Here is an 18586-nt window from a genome sequence, read left to right on the forward strand (position 1 = left end):
GGCCGGTAAGACCTCAATGGGGGAAATGACTGTAGCGCATGACATAAGGCATGGACTTAAAGCCAATCAGCAAATCACAACAGACGGCCTTCGGCGGAGGGGTACGCCTGTTGCTCACACCGCACCACTTGGCGTATTCAAGACCGCCGGGGCTCCAATCGCCACCGGATGAAAGTTCAGTGGCAGGTCAATGCACTTGCCATGCATGACCTCCGAATCATGGACACCTATAGATCCAGACTATAGCTAGTTACGCAACTGTAATGCTAGGGGACCAAGGTTTTGAACCAAACAGCGTATGGCTGTGCCAGCCACCACTTATAAGGCACTCGGCCGTAATGCTTGCGAACAGTAGCTATTGCTTCGCGATAGTGGCGGCGCCTGAGCGTTTTCGTTTTCGTGTCGCCATGTTCACGATTTACAGCAACGGTAGAGTCGATGTAGGTCAGCGCACCGCCAAACTTGTACAGTCGCCACCAGAGATCATAGTCCATGACCATGTGAAGATTGGGGTCCACCCCGGAGACCGCATCCCAAGCGGATCGCCGGATCAACGTAGCGGGCTGTGAAATAATGCATCGTATTGCCAGCCGATCGATATCGAAGTCTTCCACCCAAACAGGGTGACTTTTACCTGAACCTTGGACATAATTTAAACATCCACCGTATACTGCTGGCGCTTTGCATTCGGCAAAGGCATCGACAAGCGTCCTGAGCCCACCTTCGATGAAGTAGTCATCGCTGTTAAGCCAACAAACATATGGCGCTGTTCCTAAGGCCACGCCCTCGTTAATCGCGGCGGCCTGACCATCGTCCGGTCGACTGCGCCACCCAGCAAGCTTATGCTGCCACTTATGAATGACGCTTAGCGTCTCGTCGGTAGAGCCTCCGTCCAAAACAAAGACTTCGACAGGGAGGTTTTGGTTAAAAATAGAGGAAAGCGCCTCGTCTAGGAACCGGCCCTGGTTGAAGGAGGGGACTGCGATTGTGATCAGCGGCTCGACCATCAGTCGATGTATCCCGTTCGAAAACTGTTGTAGGCTTTCCTAATGCCCTCTCTTAAGGACGTCTTGGCTTCCCATCCCAATGCCCGCATCCGTCCCACGTTCAGTAGCTTGCGCGGAGTGCCATCGGGTTTGCTATAGTCAAATGCAATGTCACCGTCAAATCCGACGATCTCCATCACGGTTTCGGCCAATTCGCGAATCGAAACATCCGAACCCGTACCTACATTATAGACACCATCCGGCATTCCTTTCTCCATCAAGAACACGCAGGCGTCAGCGAGATCGTCGACGTACATGAACTCTCGCTTCGGATTCCCTGACCCCCAAACAAGCAGATGATCATCGCCATTCTCCTTCGCCTCATGCGCCTTCCGTATAAGCGCCGGCAATACATGTCCCGAACTCAGGTCATAGTTATCGTTCGGTCCATAGAGATTGGTTGGCATAACAGAGACGTAATTAGTCCCGTACTGTCGGTTGTAGCTTTCGCATAACTTCAAGCCAGCAATCTTTGCAATCGCGTATGGTTCGTTTGTCGGCTCAAGCGGCCCAGTCAGAAGCTCCTCCTCCCTTATAGGTTGCGCGCAGTCGCGGGGATAGATGCAGCTCGATCCAAGGAAAAGTAACTGTTGAACTCCACTCGCATGCGCTGAATGAATCACGTTCGCCTCCATCACCAAATTTTGATAGATGAAATCCGCGCGGTAGGTATTATTTGCCTGGATTCCGCCAGTGAGAGCGGCGGCCATGAAAATAAAATCTACCTTCTCTCTGTGGAGGAACTCAGAGGTTTGGGCTTGATTCAATAGATCAAGCTCAGCATGGCTCCGTGTTATAATATTATGGTAACCAGCATCGGACAATCGGCGGACAAGAGCCGATCCAACCATTCCACGATGTCCAGCTACAAATATCTTGGATGAACGCTCCGAGTACTTACTCGTGGTAGTCATACGCCGAATATCCGCTCTTCTTTACGAGTTCATCGCGTTCAGCATTCCGGAGGTCCTCCCGCACCATCTCAATAACGAGCTGATTAAAGCTCGTTCTTGGCGTCCACCCAAGTTTCGTTTTTGCCTTGGTCGGATCGCCGAGCAACGTTTCCACTTCCGTTGGACGGAAATATCTTGGGTCAACACGGACGACCACCTTTCCATCCTGATCTTTAGCGATTTCTCCGACACCCTCGCCCTCCCAAGACAAGTGGATGCCAAGTTCAGTTGCAGCGGCGACCACAAACTGTCGAACGCTGTATTGGACGCCTGTGGCAATAACGAAGTCCTCAGGCTCTTCTTGCTGCATCATCATCCACTGCATCTCGACATAGTCGCGTGCATGACCCCAATCTCGCAGCGCGTCCATGTTCCCAAGATACAAGCAATCTTGCAACCCCAGCTTGATGCGCGCCAAGGCTCGAGTAATCTTTCGCGTCACGAACGTTTCCCCCCGTAAGGGCGACTCGTGATTGAAGAGGATTCCGTTACAGGCATAGATGCCGTAGGCTTCGCGGTAGTTGACCGTTATCCAGTAAGCGTACATTTTTGCGACCGCATATGGGCTTCTGGGGTAAAAGGGGGTTTTCTCTGTCTGAGGTGTTTCTTGAACTAAGCCATAAAGCTCCGACGTAGAGGCCTGATAAAACCGTGTTTTCTTTTCCATTCCGAGTATCCGAATGGCTTCTAAGATACGCAGCGTACCAATTCCATCGGCGTTTGCGGTATACTCGGGCGTTTCAAAACTTACGGCGACATGGCTCATTGCCGCGAGATTGTAAATCTCGTCGGGCTGAACGCGCTGAATGATACGGATTAGATTTGTAGAATCTGTAAGATCGCCATAATGCAATATAAAGTTAGCATTGTTAACGTGAGGATCTTGATAAAGGTGGTCGATTCGGTCTGTATTAAAGAGCGATGAGCGCCTTTTGATGCCATGGACCTGATAACCCTTTTGTAGCAAGAGCTCCGCTAGATAAGCGCCATCTTGGCCGGTAACGCCCGTGATCAGTGCAACTTTCATAAATCAGTCCTCTGGGATTGGGATCGGTAGTAGTGGCATAGCAGCCGGCGCAGCTGACGTTGATCCGCGCACGTCACAAAATGCTTTACCTCGAATACATCACTATCGGCGATTTATAGATCTTACGTCTGCCGGTCAATCGCCCAAAAAACTCACTGGCTACGCCCATAGAGCTGGCTCGGGAAATCTGCACAGCGGGGATAAGTGGAATTTCTGCTTGATTCCGGCTTAGATGCCAGGAACCGGAGATACCATGACAAGACGACCGAGCCGGAACCATAGCCCGGCTTTCAAGGCAATTAACGCTCGCCGCCATTCGAGGCGAGGAGACGCTGGTGGAACTGTTCCAGCAGTTTGACGTGCACGCCAACCGGATCAAGCAGTGGAAAGACCAGCTCCTTGATGGGTGCGACAGGCGTTTTCGGCGGTGAAGCGAAGGCGGAACCGGCGGGTGCAACCGTCGATGTCAAAATGCCGCACGACCAGATCGGGGAGCTGACCCTGGAGAATGATTATTTATCCTGAGCGCTCGGGAAGGGGCGAGAGAACGGGATGACCGATGCAGGATCATCATGTTGTTGACGAACCGAGGCGAAACCCGGAAATGCCGAGCGGCTTCTCGGTTGCTATCCCTTCATTTACAAACACAACGACACGCTCACGCAACTGATCGGATGCGGCTTGCCCATGATGTGGGGCTCCCTTACATGGCCACAAGGAATCACCGATCGGCTGATTTGAAAATCCCGAATCTGGTGTGGCGCGACATGCTTCAACAAAAAAGCGCGCTTGATCATATGTCACCGGCATAGTAGCAACGACGACGCAATCTTGGATCATGGCACGCATTTGATCAGACTGACTCGTGGTCTAGCTTTAGTCAAGGGACCAATAGCTTCAATGTGCTACCCAAGACATATGTGCGACACGGCATGTATGTGCTATGGGGCCGGTCACGCAATCTTGGATGCTTGCATTCCTACAAAGCAGGGATTTTACAATCGAAATGATTCAGAGACACACAGCAGCTTCTTCCGGTTCTGGTCCATCTTTTTTCGGACGTCGGGTTTGGGTAACCGGACACAGGGGAATGTTGGGTTCCGCGATGGTGCGGAGCTTTGAGAATGAAAACGCCGATCTTCTACTTACTGCTCGCTCTGAGCTCGATCTGACAGATAAAACAGCCGTGATGAGCTGGATGCGTGCAAATCGCCCGGAGTTAGTTTTTCACATTGGCGCGAAAGTCGGAGGAATTCACGCAAATTCGACCTTGCCGGCTAATTTTCTTTATGAAAATCTTATGATTCAGTCGAACGTCATTGACGGAGCCTATCAATTTGGCGTTGAAAAGTTGGTGTTTGTTGCCTCGAACTGCACCTACCCTACGAACGCTGAGCAGCCGATTCAGGAGGAGGCATTACTAACTGGGCCGCTCGATGATAACATTCGAGCGTATGCAGTTAGCAAAATTGCCGGCATCGAAATGTGCCGCGCGTATCGGAAGCAGCATGGATGCAATTTTGTCTCCATCATACCGCCCAATCTCTATGGACCGGGCGACAACTATCATCCTCAACATAGCCACGTTGTCGCTGGAATTCTGCGGCGCGCCCATGAAGCGAAGATTGCGTCAGCACCAGAGTTCAGTGTCTGGGGAGACGGAACGCCGCGCAGGGAGCTCCTGCATGTGGACGATTTAGCGAGTGCTCTTAAATATGTCATGCTCGCCCCAACTACACATGATCTCTACAATATCGGAAGCGGTCACGATCTTCAAATATCGCAGATTGCAACGATCCTTGCAGAGGTGACAGGATTCGAGGGTCGCATTGTCTATGACACCTCAAAGCCCAATGGCACAATGCGAAAGTTGCTTGATAGCAGCCGAATTCGCTCACTTGGATGGGCGCCGAGAATCGATGAGAAATCTGGTTTAAGAGGCGCTTACGCTGACTTTCTTAGCCGTCATCCGGAACTCGCTCGGAATGGCCTTGCGTCGCAATGACCAGTGTCAGTGGGTTTCCACTAAATAACTCCCTCCACCAAGGTTAAATAGGATTGGTTTTAATGCCTCCGAATTCGTTGCTGCCGGCGAATGTGCTAAAACGTTTTGCGGTCGTCAAGCTGTGGCCTGAACTTAAGACGGCCGAAGACGAGTGCATTGCGCGGCTAAAAATTGCGGCTAAGGCTATTGGCGCTGAGTGCGTGGAAATCCACGCTGACGGGCGCCTGATCATGGATCCAAGTATCATTGTGTCAAAAGCAACCGTGGATTTTGTGATTCACTTACACTACGACACGCCAAAACTTTACGATGCATTCTCGTTTGTTGCGCTCTGGAACCCTATGCGATTTTATCATGAATGGGGTTACCATCGTTGCTCCCGCAATTTGGTGACACACGATGACTTTATTAGTTGCAGCTCCGATACGGCTGACGATCATGTGAAGCGTATGATACGCCATGAGGGCACTCACCGCTCTCCGCGTTTCTATCTCTACCATTCCACACCGGATATTGTTCATCCGCCCTCTTTGGGCGACGGCAAACTTGTATATGCAGGGATTAATTGGGACGCGTTGAAAGGAGGACATTCAAGGCACCAGGAGCTTCTGCAACACCTGGATAAGACGGGGCTTCTACGGATCTACGGACCAACGATTTTTCACGGAGTCAAGGTTTGGGACGGCTACGCGAGCTACGTGAAAGAGGTTCCTTTCGATGGCGTATCCATGATCGATGAGATCTCTAAAGCCGGCGTGTCACTCGTTCTCTCCTCGCAAGCACATAAAGAATCCGGATTGATGTCCAATCGATTGTTCGAAAGTATCGCAGCAGGCGCATTGGTGATCTGTGACGAAAACCAGTTTGCGAAAAAATTTTTTGGCGACTCTCTCCTCTATATCGACACCCGAGCGACAGTAGCGCAGACCTTTGAAGCGATTGTTGGCCATATGGACTGGGCAGCAAAAAACCCAGGCTTAGCTCTGAAGAAGATTCAAAGCGCTCAGGATCTTTTTCGCGAGAAATTCACTCTGATCCGCAATCTCACCGATTTGTACACTGGTTTGCCGGAGCGCAAGCAAGAACTCACCGGCACATTTTGCAAGCCAATAAAAATTCGTCTAGACTGTCTGATGCCACAATTCTCAGAGGAGGTCCTGGCCGCCCACATCAAGAGCGTTTGCGCTCAGGAATATACTCATTTTCATGCGACTTTGTGGACTGACGCTGCCACGGTCAAAACTTATGGCTCGAAGATTCAGGATGCACTGAAAGCATCACCAGTACCAATAGAACTACGCCAAGCTGAGTTCACACGCGTTGGAATCTATCCGGAGATCCAAAGCACGCTCCCGCTGGGGAGCGCGATCCTGGAGATTGTCGACGCTGCGAAAGCCTCCGACGCTCTCGTGATTGTCGCACCGAATGAACGCCTCTTTTCGAACCACCTTGATATTTTGGCCGCGGCTTTACAGCGTGATGTTGATGCTTCTTGCGCGGCAACGGCTGTGATAGTGAAAAACGGCGGAGACCCCATTCATTCCGTCGATGAAATTATCGATTTCGGACACACGGACAGGGTTAGACCAACCGGATACGGCCGATTTATCTTCAGATCAAGCGCGCTACCCGCCGATATTGATATGGCATTGCCTTACCTGCATGGACGGCCACTCGCCGTATTACGGGGGAATAGTAAAGTCACACAGCTGCTGCCCGCGACCATTGTTCTCGACGCGGAACGACCATTTCCAGACGGACAATGCGATGATGCGGCGGAAACAGAGGTAATTCGGTCCTTCAGCGCCAAGGCGATGAACGTTTTAGTCGGAACGATCCCTGTAAGTTCGTCCGGGCAAGTTCTTCGACCCGCTCGTCCGCGTTTGCGCAAATTGTTGGTGAGCCGCAATTGGTGGGTTGCTCAGGTCTACGCAATTCGAAAGAGCGGGCTTCGGGCGCGTCTCAAGGTGCTGAAGCAGAGGCTTTCTTAGATGGACCCACATTCGCCGGCACCTTTTTCATTTGTCTCGCTATTAACTAGCATTTGGCATAATCGTTGGCTTGTTGCGCAAATGGTTAGGCGTGAGATTGTAGGGCGATACAAAGGCTCAGTCATAGGCATTTTCTGGGCATTTATTAACCCATTGATATTGCTCGTGATCTACACGTTCGTATTCTCTGTTGTCTTTAAGGCTAGGTGGGGCAGCACACAGCCAGACGGCCAACCAGAGTTCGCTGTCATTCTTTTCTCCGGAATGATTGTTCACGGCCTGTTCGCAGAGACAATGACGCGCGCTCCAACTCTGATCGTAAGTAACGTGAACTACGTGAAGAAGGTGATTTTTCCACTCGAGATTCTTCCTGTAGTTGCGATGGGCACGTCGATATTTCATTCACTCATCAGCTTTTTGATCCTAACAATAGCAATTTGGCTGGTGAAAGGTTTTGTGCCGTGGACCGCAGTATTCTTTCCGATAGTTTTGTTGCCACTTATCGGAGTCGCACTGGGGCTTGCTTGGGCTTTGGCAGCGATTGGCGTGTTCTTGCGTGATGTTGCCCAGCCAATCGGTCTGCTGATGACAATCTTGCTGTTTTTGTCACCGGTATTTTATCCTGTCTCTGCGCTTCCCCAGCAGCTACAGCCTTGGCTCTTTTTAAATCCCTTGACGTTCATTATTGAGCAAATGCGTACCGTCATGATTGTTGGCACCTTCCCAAATGCTATAGGGATAGTAAGCTATGGAGTTATCTCTCTCGGATTCTCGTGGCTAGGTTATGCGTGGTTTCAGAAGACACGAAAAGGCTTTGCCAATGTGCTCTGACAAAATTGCAATCCGCGTCGACAACGTATCCAAACGATACGAACTCTACGACAGGCCAAGCGATCAACTAAAACAGTACCTGATGCCTCGGTTGAAGCGACTGGCGGGTGGCGAAGCCAAACCGTATTTTCGCGAGTTTTGGGCGTTGCGGGATATCGATTTAGAGGTTGAGCGAGGGGAGGCTTTCGGCATTGTAGGCAGAAATGGAAGCGGCAAGAGTACGCTGTTGCAAATTATTACCGGGACGCTATCGCCTACAAGCGGTAGTGTTGCTACGCATGGTCGTATAGGCGCATTGTTGGAGCTCGGATCGGGTTTCGATCCAGAATTCACTGGGCGAGAAAATGTGTACCTTAACGCCGCGTTGCTCGGATTCTCGCGAGCGGAGACTGACGAAAAATTTGACGCAATCGCTTCATTTGCCGATATCGGTGCTCACCTTGATCAGCCTGTGCGATCCTACTCGAGCGGGATGTTAGTAAGGCTAGCAATCGCTGTGCAGATGCAGGTTGAGCCTGACATTCTCATCATTGATGAGGCGCTGGCTGTGGGAGACGCTCTTTTCCAAAAACGGTGCTTCCGCCAGCTCGATCGACTTAAAGACAATGGCTGCACGCTGCTCTTTGTCTCACATGACCAAGAAATCGTGCGGAGCTTAACATCTCGGGCCATATTCTTAAATGCTGGTCGAGCGCAGAGTTCCGGCCCTACGACCGAGGTTTTGTTTGCTTACCGCGAATTTCTCCAACAGGAGGAAGAGGCTGCATTTGATGCCCTCCAAAAACGCCTCGCCGAGAACGCTCCACGGAAAGCCTCAAAGACTGAGTATGGCAACTTTGACGTGCAAATTCTGTCCGTTAAAGTTGCGGATGGTGATGGCCGTCCGACGAGCGCTCTATACACCGGAGACGCGATGTCGATTACAATTGAATGTCAATGTAACACCGATATCGAGAATCTCAACGTAGCTTTCCGCATTCGCACTAAAGAAGGCGTCAAGATCACCACATGGGGAACATTGAACGAAGACATGGCTTTGTTTCGCGTTTCGGAAAGTGAGACTTTTTGGAGCAGAAAATTTTCGAAAGGACAAACTTTCTCGGTGACCTTTCGCGGCGATTGCAGACTCGGGGCAAACCTATATGAAGTGGAGGCGATCGTTGCATTGGAATACGATCGTTACTACGCCAATCAGCGAATTCTCCATTGGACGGATGATGCAGCACATTTTACGGTCCTGCTCCGAAATAAGGAGTACGTTTTTGACGGTGTCGTAGACATGGGTTTGCGGTCTACAAGGTTGGAGTAATTTCCGTATCGTAGAGATCCGTTAATCGGCTGCGAATTGAAGCTTTGGCGCTGAAGATATGAAACGGAGCCGGACATAATATGAATCATTTTTTTAGCACAAACACCAGCGTGGTTTGCAGGCAATGAGCAGAAATATATGGCGCCTTCTTTTCCCGTCGAGGATTGCGGAGCAGCGTTCGCGGGCGCTTGAAAGAAAACTGGATGATGCCCTCACGCTTTTGGTTATGATCGAAGAACGCTCACGAGTAACCGAGCGTACAATTGCTGACACTATGTCTTTGCTTTCAATTGTCGAAGCGCGAAGCAGAACATTGGTATACCAAGCCAGTCAAAATCATTATATTGGCGACTACCAGATTGACGTAATACAGAAATGGTACACCGAATATGTGCAAAGATCCCGGGTTCTGTTGGATAGTCGCGCGGTGCGGGCAACTGAGAATATTATCCTGGAGACGGAGCACCCGATTGCCTACGAGAGCAACGACCATCTCAAGCCGGATTCCACCGCTGAGGGAGTTTTTCGGCCAACCCGGTTCGTGCGCAATTGCATAGACGTGCTTGGTCCCGGCATTCGATGCTTAGATTTGGGAACAGGCGCTGCAGGACTTCCTTATGAATGGTTGATGAACGGTGTTCCCGCTGTCGGTGTGGACGGATCGGACTATTGCCGTCGCAGCGCAATCGGGTATTGGCCAATTCTGCCGAAGAACCTGTTTACATGCGACATAACAAAGCCGTTTCAGTTCTTGGACGACGGATCTGCAGTCGAGTTTGAGATCATTACTATGTGGGAAGTGTTCGAACATCTCGCGGAAGTGGATCTGGAAAGTGTTTTGAAGAACATCAGAGCTCATCTGACTGCAGATGGCTATGTTCTTGGCTCAATTTCGCTGATGGAATACAATGATGACAATGGCAACCCGTACCACGTGACGTTGAGGCCTAAAACATGGTGGGCTAACAAGTTTAGAGAAAATGGCCTCCTAATGATCGATGATCATCCATTTAGTGAGCGCTTGTTCTGCCGAGGCAATGGTCCGCGGTTCCAAGATTTCCATAATTACTTCTCCAACCCGGCGGACGGGTTTCACTTTGTCGCGAAGCACTGCTGATCGTTCGTCCAACCACCAGATTGTGTGGCTACGCGCCTTTCGGTAATATGACCTGATTTGTTGGTTTCCACGCAGAACTGAGCCTGTTAGGCGCATAATTTCCATTGAGAATTCAGCCATGTGAATCTTCCCCAATGCGGCGAGCGGCGGGGGCAACGGAGTGATCTACAGTATCGCGCCGGCGTGGACCGCCTTGCGAGTTTTTAGCGATTCGGTGATTTTGTGCAATCCATTGTAAGCGCGTAGGCCACCCCACGTATCTTTCGGACTGCCGATCGGCGATTTTCTGCGTGAATCATGCGGAGAACCTATGAGCGACAGTGTGAATCACCCTCGAACCTTTGAGGTTTTGACCGCGGAGCCGGTGCGAAGACGGCGCAAGCCGCGTGAGTGGTCGGACGACGAAAAGGCGCGAATCCTGGCAATGGCGCTGCAGGCTGGGGCGAACGTCTCGGCGGTCGCCCGGTCGGAAGGCTTAAAGCGTGTCGCATCTATTCAGCCTCATATCCTGCTGCCTTGAAGAAGTTTCGGCATTCGGTGACGGAGAAGAGGGTGATGATGTCGCCGAGCGCTTTGGTGATTGTATCGAAGCTTCGAGCGGCCCGCTTTCGCAGGAGTGACTTGAGTTTCGAGAATGCCATTTCGATGGTAAGCGCGTAGGCCACCCCATGTATCTTTCGGACTGCTGATCGGCGATTTTCTGCGTGAATCATGCGGAGAATCCTATGAGCGACAGTGTGAATCACCCTCGAACCTTTGAGGTTTTGGCTGCAGAGCCGGTGCGAAGACGACGCAAGCCTCGTGAGTGGTCGGACGACGAAAAGGCGCGGATCCTGGCCATGGCGCTGCAGCCAGGGGCGAACGTCTCGGCGGTCGCCCGGTCTGAAGGCTTAGATCCGTCACAGCTTTATGGATGGCGTCGCATGGCACTGGCATCGGGCGCTGTTGCGCCCCTGACTGATGGAACGGGCAAGCAGAAGTTCGCACGCGTTGAAACGGTAAGCAGCGGCTCGGTCGATATTGCCATTGGCGATATGGTGGTGCGCGTCTGCGGCGCGTTCAATCCTGATCACCNACCTGCCACTGCGAATTTCCTCCAGAATGGATTAGAGTCCGGCCTATTAAAGGACGGACGCATGAAGAAGCAGCGTAAGCGCGTAGGCCACCCCATGTATCTTTCGGACTGCTGATAGGCGATTTTCTGCATGAGTCATGCGGAGAATCCTATGAACGACAGTGTGAATCAGCCTCGGACCTTCGAGGTTTTGACCGCAGAGCCGGTGCGAAGAAGACGCAAGCCTCGTGAGTGGTCGGACGACGAAAAGGCGCGGATCCTGGCCATGGCGCTGCAGCCTGGGGCGAACGTCTCGGCGGTCGCCCGGTCTGAAGGCTTAGATCCGTCACAGCTTTATGGATGGCGTCGCACGGCACTGGCATCGGGCGCTGTTGCGCCCCTGACTGATGGAACGGGCAAGCAGAAGTTCGCACGCGTTGAAACGGTAAGCAGCGGCTCGGTCGATATTGCCATTGGCGATATGGTGGTGCGCGTCTGCGGCGCGTTCAATCCTGATCACCTGGTGAAGGTTCTGCGGGCGGTTCGCAAGGCATGATCGCGTCTGGTGTGGTGGTTTATGTGTCGTGCCAGCCGGTCGACTTCCGCAAAGGAGCCGCGTCGTTGATGGCGCTGGTGCGGGATGGCGGTCTCGATCCCTTCAATGGCGCGCTTTACGTCTTCCGGTCGAAACGGGCCGATCGTATTCGTATTGTCTGGTGGGATGGCAGCGGTGTCTGCCTCTATTCGAAAACCTTGGAAGATCAAGGCTTCTGCTGGCCGGGTATATCGGCGGCACGGATACGTCTAGACCATTCTCAGCTGATGGCGTTGCTGGCCGGAATGGATTGGAAAAAGATCCGCCCGACGAAGGTCAGGCGACCTTTGTTGACGGGCTGACAGCGCCTGCGACAAGATGAATCATGCCGCTGTAATGGTTGGGAAAACGGCTGTTTTTGTGCTCTACTCATTGCCATGGATTTGCCCCCTCAAGACCTGCCGGACGACGTTGACGCGCTGAAAGCGATGGTCCTCGCGATGGCGCGCGAGCAGGCTGCAAAAGAAGTTCGGCTGAAAGCTGCTGAAGTTGAGATCGCCCGGCTGGAGGCGGTGGAGAAGAGCGCCAACGAGCGGATTGCCAACCTCACATCGATCCTGAAGGTTCTCCAGCGCACCCAACATGGCACACGTTCCGAGCGATTGCGCCTTGGCGTCAATGACGAACAGGTGTCCTTTGCCTTCGAAGAAGTCGAGACTGGCCTTTCGGCAATCCAGAGCGAGCTTGATCATGCGGCCAAGGACAAGCCGAAACGAGCACCACGTCCGCGCAAGGGTTTTGCCGCTCATCTCGAACGCATCGAGGAAGTGATCGAGCCAGAGATCCCGGCCGGCTGCGAGGGGTTGGAAAAGGTCCTGATTGGTGAGGATCGCTCGGAACGACTGGATGTCGTGCCGCCGAAGTTCCGGGTCATCGTGACGCGTCGCCCCAAATATGCCTTCCGGGGCAACGATGGCGTGCTCCAGGCTTTGGCACCGGCACACATTATCGAAAGCGGCCTGCCGACGGAGCGGCTGCTCGCCTATATCGCCGTCTCCAAATACGCCGACGGCCTTCCGCTCTACCGGCAGGAGGCAATCTATCTACGCGACGGTGTCGAGATCAGCCGATCGTTGATGGCTAAGTGGATGGGGCATCTGGGCTTTGAACTGCAGATATGCGCCGATTACATCCTTGAGCGCGTCAAGGAGGGCGAAAGGGTCTTCGCCGACGAAACGACCTTGCCCACACTTGCGCCCGGTTCGGGGAAAACGACGAAGGCCTGGCTTTGGGCCTATGCTCGCGATGATAGACCCTATGGCGGAACCAGTCCGCCGATGGTGGCCTATCGTTTTGAGGACAGCAGGGGCGGTCATCTCGCCGGATTCAGCGGCATCCTGCAAGTCGACGGCTACTCGGCCTATACCAGTCTCGCCAAGACGCGTGCCAAAGACGGCAGCAATGAAACGGTCCACCTCGCAGGCTGCTGGGCGCATCTACGCCGCAAGTTTTACGACCTTCACATTAGCGGCGTCTCGAAGGCTGCAACGGACACGATCATCGCGATGACCGAGCTCTGGCGCATCGAGGATGAGGTCCGCGGTCACAATGCCGACAGCCATTCCGTGCTGCGTCAGGAAAAATCTGCAACCATCGTCACCCGCCTCCTTGATCTTTGGGAGAAAGAGCTGGGCAAGGTCTCTGGCAAGTCCAAGACCGCCGAAGCGATCCGTTACGCGCTCACCCGGCGCGAAGCACTGGAGCGCTTCCTGACGGACGGACGCATCGAAATTGACTCCAATATCGTCGAGCGCGCAATCAGGCCCCAAACAATTACGAGAAAGAACAGTCTATTCGCCGGCAGCGAAGGCGGTGGACGGACTTGGGCGACTCTGGCCACCCTCTTGCAGACAGCCAAGATGAACAACGTCGATCCGCTCGACTGGCTCTCACAGACATTTACCCGCATTGCTCAAGGCTGGCCTGTCTCTGAATCGAGGCGCTTATGCCCTGGAACTTCAAGCCCCACGCCCTCGGCTAACCGCTTACAAACCATTGAGAGCCAGCGCAGGATTCCATCCCTACGATCGCTGGCGCTGCTCGCTCGAAGGCCCAAAGAATTGCGGCAGCGTGTCGCGTCGGAAACGAACCTTCTGGACTGGCACGCAGATGCCGTATTCCGGGGATCGGCAGGAAGCCTGCGCAGCGTCTCGGCGACGGCGCGAAACAGGATAGTGTAAACGGCATTTTTGTTCTGGAGGGCGATTGCGGCGGTCTATTGCGGTAGGGTGTAGACAAAGTGGAAATAGGCGACACGCAAATGCCGCGAAAGCGGCTTCGTTCAATCCCAGCCGATTCTGAAAAATGGGAAAGGCTCTAAGATTAGAATTTTGGTTCCGTTTGTCACTCAAGGCGGTGGTAATCCCCCCGCCGCACCATCGATTTCGCGATCTCGACGATATCATCCCTTGATGCCGTCGGATCCTCCTTCGACCAGGCAATGCCAAGCCCGATCTTGAAATCAATCCCCCTCACCTTCTTGAGCACGAAGCTACGGTTCGGGATATCGGTCGTCCACTCCGGTGCAAAGCCGATGCCGAGCCCGGCAGAGACGAGAGAGACCAGCGAATAGGTGTCGTCACAGCTATAGGCGACGTTCTTGGTCAGATCGTATTCCTCGAACTGCTCATTGAAGTACCGCTCGGTGAAGGAGAGGTTCTGCCGATTAAAGGCGATGATCTTCTGATCACGTAGATCTTCGATCGAAATCTCGTTGAGCGAAGCCAGAGGATTGCTCTCGGCAACAGCTAGCAGATAGCGTTCATGGGCAACGGAGAAGAAGCGCAGCGATCCGATGTTTTCGACAGGCCTGATGAAGCCAAGGTTGAGCTGTCCGGTCTCCAGCCCGCGAATGATGTCTCCGGTGTTGCCTGAGGCGATATGAATGCGGACGTCGGGAAACTTGCGGACGATCTTGCCAAGGAACAGGGGCAGTATGCCCATGGTAGCTGGATAGACAGTACCGATCTTGATCTGGCGAATGCGGCTGCCGCCCGCCGCCCGTGTCAGCTCGGTCGTCAGTTCCATCTCGCTGAGGATGCGAACAGCACGATCGTAGAAGGTCTCCCCTGCCCTCGTCAGCTCAACCCGCCGGGTCGATCGGATGAACAACGGGCAGCCGAGCTCCCTCTCCAGCGCCATGACGTGATTGCTGAGCGCCGGCTGGGCGATGTTCATCTTGATGGCCGCCCGACCGAAGTGCAGTTCCTCGGCGACCGCTCTGAAAAGCGACAGTTGGCGTAGCTCCACTTTCACCCCCAAAGAAAACAAATCAGAAGCTCGTTTGTAGAGTATACTCCGTGGAGAAATACTCCACAAGAATTTTCCTGTTAAAATGGAAATCCGGGAGATATTCGCGCGAAATTTGAGGCGGGCACGTCAGGCTCAAGGTCTGTCACAGGAGGATCTTGCGCATAAAGCTGAAATCGATCGGACGTATGTCAGCTCACTTGAGCGCGGGATCTATAGTCCAACAATCGAGGTCGTTGAACGACTCGCGATCGCGCTGGGTATTGAAACAGCTGACCTCATTCGGCGATAAACCAAGCGCTATCCGCTCAAGGTCATTCGATGCAGACCAGACGCGACCGCGCGCACCGGCAGTGAGATCACCGATCCAACTCGTTTCGACATTGCATCCGTAACGCATCGCTCGAGCATTACGGAGACGCCGACTCTCCTACCAACGCCTCGATCCACCCAAGCTCTGTAGAAGTCGAATGCGAGCCAGCAGAACCCTTCTGATCTTCTAGGCGAACTCGGCTTAGCCGACCTCGCCCGGCTTCCAATCCGGAAACTCAGCCTTCCAAAAGTCCGTCGCCTGAAACGTCCACGCCATATCCGGCGTAAACCGCTGATCCGGCGTCCTTACGACCGCTTCGATCAGCAGCCTGGCATCCCGGAGCTTCAGATTGACGGTGTTCTGGCGCAGTATCGCAAGAACTTGCTCTGCCCGCTCGCCATCGCCGATCGCTTGCCGCGCCAGCTGCCGATAGGTGCGCTCCTTGAAAAACGTATCCTGGGCAACTGCCTGCAGGGCGTCATGCTCCTCACGACTGATGAGAGTTAGTTCCAGACACCGCGATATGGTCGCCCGGACATTCACCAGCGGTTCGCTGAGCGGGAGATAGCCCATCTCGGCCGGCGCATGCGCCTGCGCGACATCGGAATCGTCCTCGAGCCGATTGGATGCAAATCCCTCGTAAATTTCGCCAATGCCGATCATTCCGAAGGCCGCACACTCTGCGGCACGCAAGGCGCCCATGCTGGCTGCGCCCAACATATGGACGCCCTGTGACAGCCCGAACAGGATCTCCTTGTGCCACACCGCGGGCACATGCTCATAGATCCCGTCGATCAGGCCGATGACATTCGCGCCGTCGACAATTGCCCTATAGACGTCGCCCTGCCTTGCAGGCGGGCGGATCTCAAAATCAGGGGAGGACACCTCTGCCCCATAAAGAGTCGGTCCCGCGAAAATCACCCGCATAAAAACACCGCCATCCTCATGCGAGCATCCAATGCCTTTCCACTGTCGACGATCGGAACAGCGGGCTCTCATGCCGCCGATCTCGCGGCCGCAGAATAATGCAACCCCTGCGTCTCGCAACTGCAAATGCAGCTGTTGAATGTCCGCCGGTGTCGTGCCAGACTGGGAGACCGGACGAGCCAGTGCTCAATGGAATCGGGCTAATCAGGGGTGAGATGACGTTCGTTCTAGAGACCTTCGGAAAGCTGCGCCTGGCCGGCGGGGATGGCAAAGCTATTCCCCTGCCCGAAAAGGGACTGCTGCTCCTTGCCTATCTCCTGACTCTGGACGATGGGGCGGCCTATCGCACGACGATAGCCCGGTTTCTCTGGGGCGAAACGGATAATGGCGCATCCGATACGACGCTTAGAAAGCTGCTCTCCCGGCTGAAGGCCTACCAGAGCGAACTCGGATCGAGCTTCCTATCCTTCGAGGGCAGTACCATCTCGATTGACCGGGACTTGTTGACCTCGGACTTCCAGCTTCTACGGGACGATGAAGCTTCAGCACCCTTCGCCAGGCTGCGGCAGCTCGTCAAGCTTCTCGACCAGCCGTTCCTCGGGCCTGTAAAATTTCAGAGCCGGGACCTCAAAAGCTGGGTCGTCGACCAGACAAACCGGCATGTCGCGCTTCTGGAGCGGATACTTCGCCAGGCCCATGGCGACGCGCAGACACGCGACGACGCCGAGGTGCTGCGCAAGGCAGCCATCATTCTGTTCCGTTCGGAACCGCAGGATCCGGAGACGCTGCAGCTTCTCCTGAAGATCTTCAATGCCGAGCAGGACGTAGCATCGCTTCAGAACTACTTTGCAAATCGTCGTAGCTCGATCGAGCTCGGCGGCAAATTTGCAGCGTCCGATGCGACTGAAGCAAATCCCAAGGCGCCTGCTGAACCAAAAGCACCCTCGCGCAACGGCGCGGTCAGCGGCTTGCCGGTCGAAGCCGGAAGCATCGTCCATGCGATCCCGCGCCTTGTGCTGCTTCCGCCGAGCAATCAATCGCTGAGCCCGGAAGCAGGCCTGATGGCCTCCTCGCTGATCGAGGATATCACGATCGGCTTTTGTGCTTTCAACAGTTTACGGGTGATCGCGCCCTACTCAGCAGTCCAGGTCGGCCATAATGTCGAGACCCAGGCCGCCTTCTTCGAGCGGCAGTCCGTCAATTATGTGCTTGAGACCCGCATTAGCGGGAGCAGTGACGATGTCACGCTTTTCGCCCAGCTCATCTTCGTCGACGACGCGCAGGTTTTGTGGGCCGAGCGGTTCAGCCTGAGGCGTCTCGATCTATTGCGCGACAGGCGCGCGATCTCCAGGCAGGTTGCCTTGTCCGTCTCGCGGGAGATTGCCCGCCACGAGGAACAACGCGCCGATATCGAGCTAAATCCCGAGGCTTATCACCGGTATCTGGCCGGCAAGCGCGACATGGCCCGGATGACGCTTCCGAACCTGCGTCGCGCCCGCAAGGAGATGAAGGCGGCACTCGCCGCCAGCCCGGATTTCGCGCCGGCATTGAGCGCCATGGGCCGCACCTATTCGAAGGAGTGGCTGTTGACCGCGCGCGGCGACATCGAACTTCTGAAGCAGGCCGAAAGTCTCTCCAGGCAGGCGATCGAGAAGCGCTCGGATTTCGCGGACGGTTATCGCGAGTTCGGTGTTGCCAAGCTGCTGCAGGGCGACTTCGACGAGAGTGCAGAGGCAATGGAGGTGGCCGAGGCACTGGCGCCACAATATGCCGATGTGATTGCCGATCACGCCGACACACTGGTGCATTGCTCGCGCCCGAGCATGGCGTTGCAGAAGATCGAACGTGCGATCGAATTGAACCCGCTGGCTCCAGATGTCTATCTATGGACGGCCGCAGGCGCCAATTATGCGCTCGGGGAGTTTGCATCATCGATCGATTACATCGGCCAGATGGCCGATCCAAGCCTTGCTGATCGCCTGGCGGCTGCCAGCTGGGCAATGATGGGGCGTGCCGACAAGGCACGCGTGCTGGTGCGCCGCGTGCGCGAGGCAAACCCGAATTTCGACGTCGATACCTGGCTGGCGGCAGTCCCCAGCAAGGAGCAGTGGCATAAGGACCTCTATCGTGAGGGCCTCAAGAAGGCAGGCTTTTAACTGTTTATCCTGG

At 54.2% G+C, this 18586-nt stretch carries 15 protein-coding genes and 4 pseudogenes; 12 read left to right on the plus strand and 7 right to left on the minus strand.

What is annotated here, in order from left to right; all coding sequences use genetic code 11:
- Positions 1 to 266 precede the first annotated feature (266 nt).
- The 3 genes from QTL96_RS14540 to gmd are packed head-to-tail and all read right to left on the minus strand — an operon-like array spanning position 267 to position 3026.
- Positions 267 to 1007 carry a glycosyltransferase family 2 protein gene (locus QTL96_RS14540; RefSeq protein ID WP_289728165.1) on the minus strand — a complete coding sequence of 247 codons (741 nt, stop codon included), beginning with the start codon at positions 1005 to 1007 and terminating at the stop codon, positions 267 to 269.
- Positions 1007 to 1960 (minus strand): GDP-L-fucose synthase, encoded by a 954-nt coding sequence (locus QTL96_RS14545; RefSeq protein WP_289728166.1) that lies wholly within the window; start codon positions 1958 to 1960, stop codon positions 1007 to 1009. Before QTL96_RS14545 ends, QTL96_RS14540 begins: the two co-directional genes overlap by 1 nt.
- Positions 1944 to 3026, minus strand: a complete 1083-nt coding sequence (gene gmd / locus QTL96_RS14550; protein ID WP_289728167.1) for a GDP-mannose 4,6-dehydratase — start codon at positions 3024 to 3026, stop codon at positions 1944 to 1946. The genes QTL96_RS14545 and gmd overlap by 17 nt, the downstream gene beginning before the upstream one ends.
- A 232-nt stretch (positions 3027 to 3258) precedes the next feature.
- On the opposite strand from gmd, the pseudogene QTL96_RS14555 reads away from it, so the two are divergent.
- From QTL96_RS14555 to QTL96_RS14580, 6 genes and pseudogenes are all read left to right on the plus strand, one after another.
- Positions 3259 to 3548: pseudogene (locus QTL96_RS14555) on the plus strand (IS3 family transposase); the annotation flags it as partial.
- Positions 3549 to 4032: 484 nt separating this feature from the next.
- Positions 4033 to 5031, plus strand: coding sequence for a GDP-L-fucose synthase (locus QTL96_RS14560; protein WP_289728168.1), 999 nt, complete (start codon positions 4033 to 4035; stop codon positions 5029 to 5031).
- Between the two features lie 62 nt (positions 5032 to 5093).
- Entirely contained in the window at positions 5094 to 7022 is a 1929-nt protein-coding gene (locus tag QTL96_RS14565) for a hypothetical protein (protein ID WP_289728169.1), read from the plus strand.
- On the plus strand, positions 7023 to 7853 hold the full coding sequence (locus QTL96_RS14570; RefSeq protein WP_289728170.1) for an ABC transporter permease: 831 nt from the start codon (positions 7023 to 7025) through the stop codon (positions 7851 to 7853).
- Positions 7807 to 9162, plus strand: a complete 1356-nt coding sequence (locus QTL96_RS14575; protein ID WP_289728171.1) for an ABC transporter ATP-binding protein — start codon at positions 7807 to 7809, stop codon at positions 9160 to 9162. The genes QTL96_RS14570 and QTL96_RS14575 overlap by 47 nt, the downstream gene beginning before the upstream one ends.
- Before the next feature lie 124 nt (positions 9163 to 9286).
- Positions 9287 to 10279, plus strand: a complete 993-nt coding sequence (locus QTL96_RS14580; protein ID WP_289728172.1) for a methyltransferase domain-containing protein — start codon at positions 9287 to 9289, stop codon at positions 10277 to 10279.
- A 491-nt stretch (positions 10280 to 10770) separates the two neighbouring features.
- Here QTL96_RS14580 and QTL96_RS14590 read toward each other — a convergent pair.
- Positions 10771 to 10926 (minus strand): annotated as a pseudogene (locus tag QTL96_RS14590) (IS630 family transposase); the annotation flags it as partial.
- 78 nt (positions 10927 to 11004) lie between these two features.
- Between QTL96_RS14590 and QTL96_RS14595 the strand changes: the two are divergent.
- The 4 genes and pseudogenes from QTL96_RS14595 (at position 11005) to QTL96_RS14610 (ending at position 13909) form a co-directional block, all read left to right on the plus strand.
- Positions 11005 to 11469, plus strand: a complete 465-nt coding sequence (locus QTL96_RS14595) for a transposase (RefSeq protein ID WP_289728174.1) — start codon at positions 11005 to 11007, stop codon at positions 11467 to 11469.
- A gap of 36 nt (positions 11470 to 11505) precedes the next feature.
- A complete protein-coding gene (locus tag QTL96_RS14600; RefSeq protein WP_289728175.1) occupies positions 11506 to 11889 on the plus strand; it encodes a transposase in 384 nt (127 codons plus the stop codon).
- Positions 11886 to 12230, plus strand: coding sequence for an IS66 family insertion sequence element accessory protein TnpB (gene tnpB / locus QTL96_RS14605; protein ID WP_003495066.1), 345 nt, complete (start codon positions 11886 to 11888; stop codon positions 12228 to 12230). The genes QTL96_RS14600 and tnpB overlap by 4 nt, the downstream gene beginning before the upstream one ends.
- A gap of 75 nt (positions 12231 to 12305) precedes the next feature.
- Positions 12306 to 13909: pseudogene (locus tag QTL96_RS14610) on the plus strand (IS66 family transposase).
- 135 nt (positions 13910 to 14044) lie between these two features.
- Here QTL96_RS14610 and QTL96_RS14615 read toward each other — a convergent pair.
- Positions 14045 to 14188: pseudogene (locus tag QTL96_RS14615) on the minus strand (IS91 family transposase); the annotation flags it as partial.
- 83 nt (positions 14189 to 14271) lie between these two features.
- Positions 14272 to 15177 carry a LysR family transcriptional regulator gene (locus QTL96_RS14620; RefSeq protein WP_289728176.1) on the minus strand — a complete coding sequence of 302 codons (906 nt, stop codon included), beginning with the start codon at positions 15175 to 15177 and terminating at the stop codon, positions 14272 to 14274.
- Between the two features lie 85 nt (positions 15178 to 15262).
- Between QTL96_RS14620 and QTL96_RS14625 the strand changes: the two genes are divergently transcribed.
- A complete protein-coding gene (locus QTL96_RS14625; protein WP_289728177.1) occupies positions 15263 to 15469 on the plus strand; it encodes a helix-turn-helix transcriptional regulator in 207 nt (68 codons plus the stop codon).
- A gap of 222 nt (positions 15470 to 15691) precedes the next feature.
- Here the strand turns inward: QTL96_RS14625 and QTL96_RS14630 are convergent, their stop codons facing one another.
- Complete coding sequence (locus QTL96_RS14630) at positions 15692 to 16417, minus strand: TfuA-like protein (RefSeq protein ID WP_289728178.1); 726 nt, start codon at positions 16415 to 16417, stop codon at positions 15692 to 15694.
- Positions 16418 to 16632: 215 nt separating this feature from the next.
- Here QTL96_RS14630 and QTL96_RS14635 point away from each other — a divergent pair, with 215 nt between their 5' ends.
- Complete coding sequence (locus tag QTL96_RS14635; RefSeq protein ID WP_289728179.1) at positions 16633 to 18573, plus strand: hypothetical protein; 1941 nt, start codon at positions 16633 to 16635, stop codon at positions 18571 to 18573.
- Positions 18574 to 18586: the final 13 nt, after the last annotated feature.

The sequence above is a fragment of the Rhizobium sp. S163 genome, assembly GCF_030380805.1.
Taxonomy (GTDB): Bacteria; Pseudomonadota; Alphaproteobacteria; order Rhizobiales; family Rhizobiaceae; genus Rhizobium.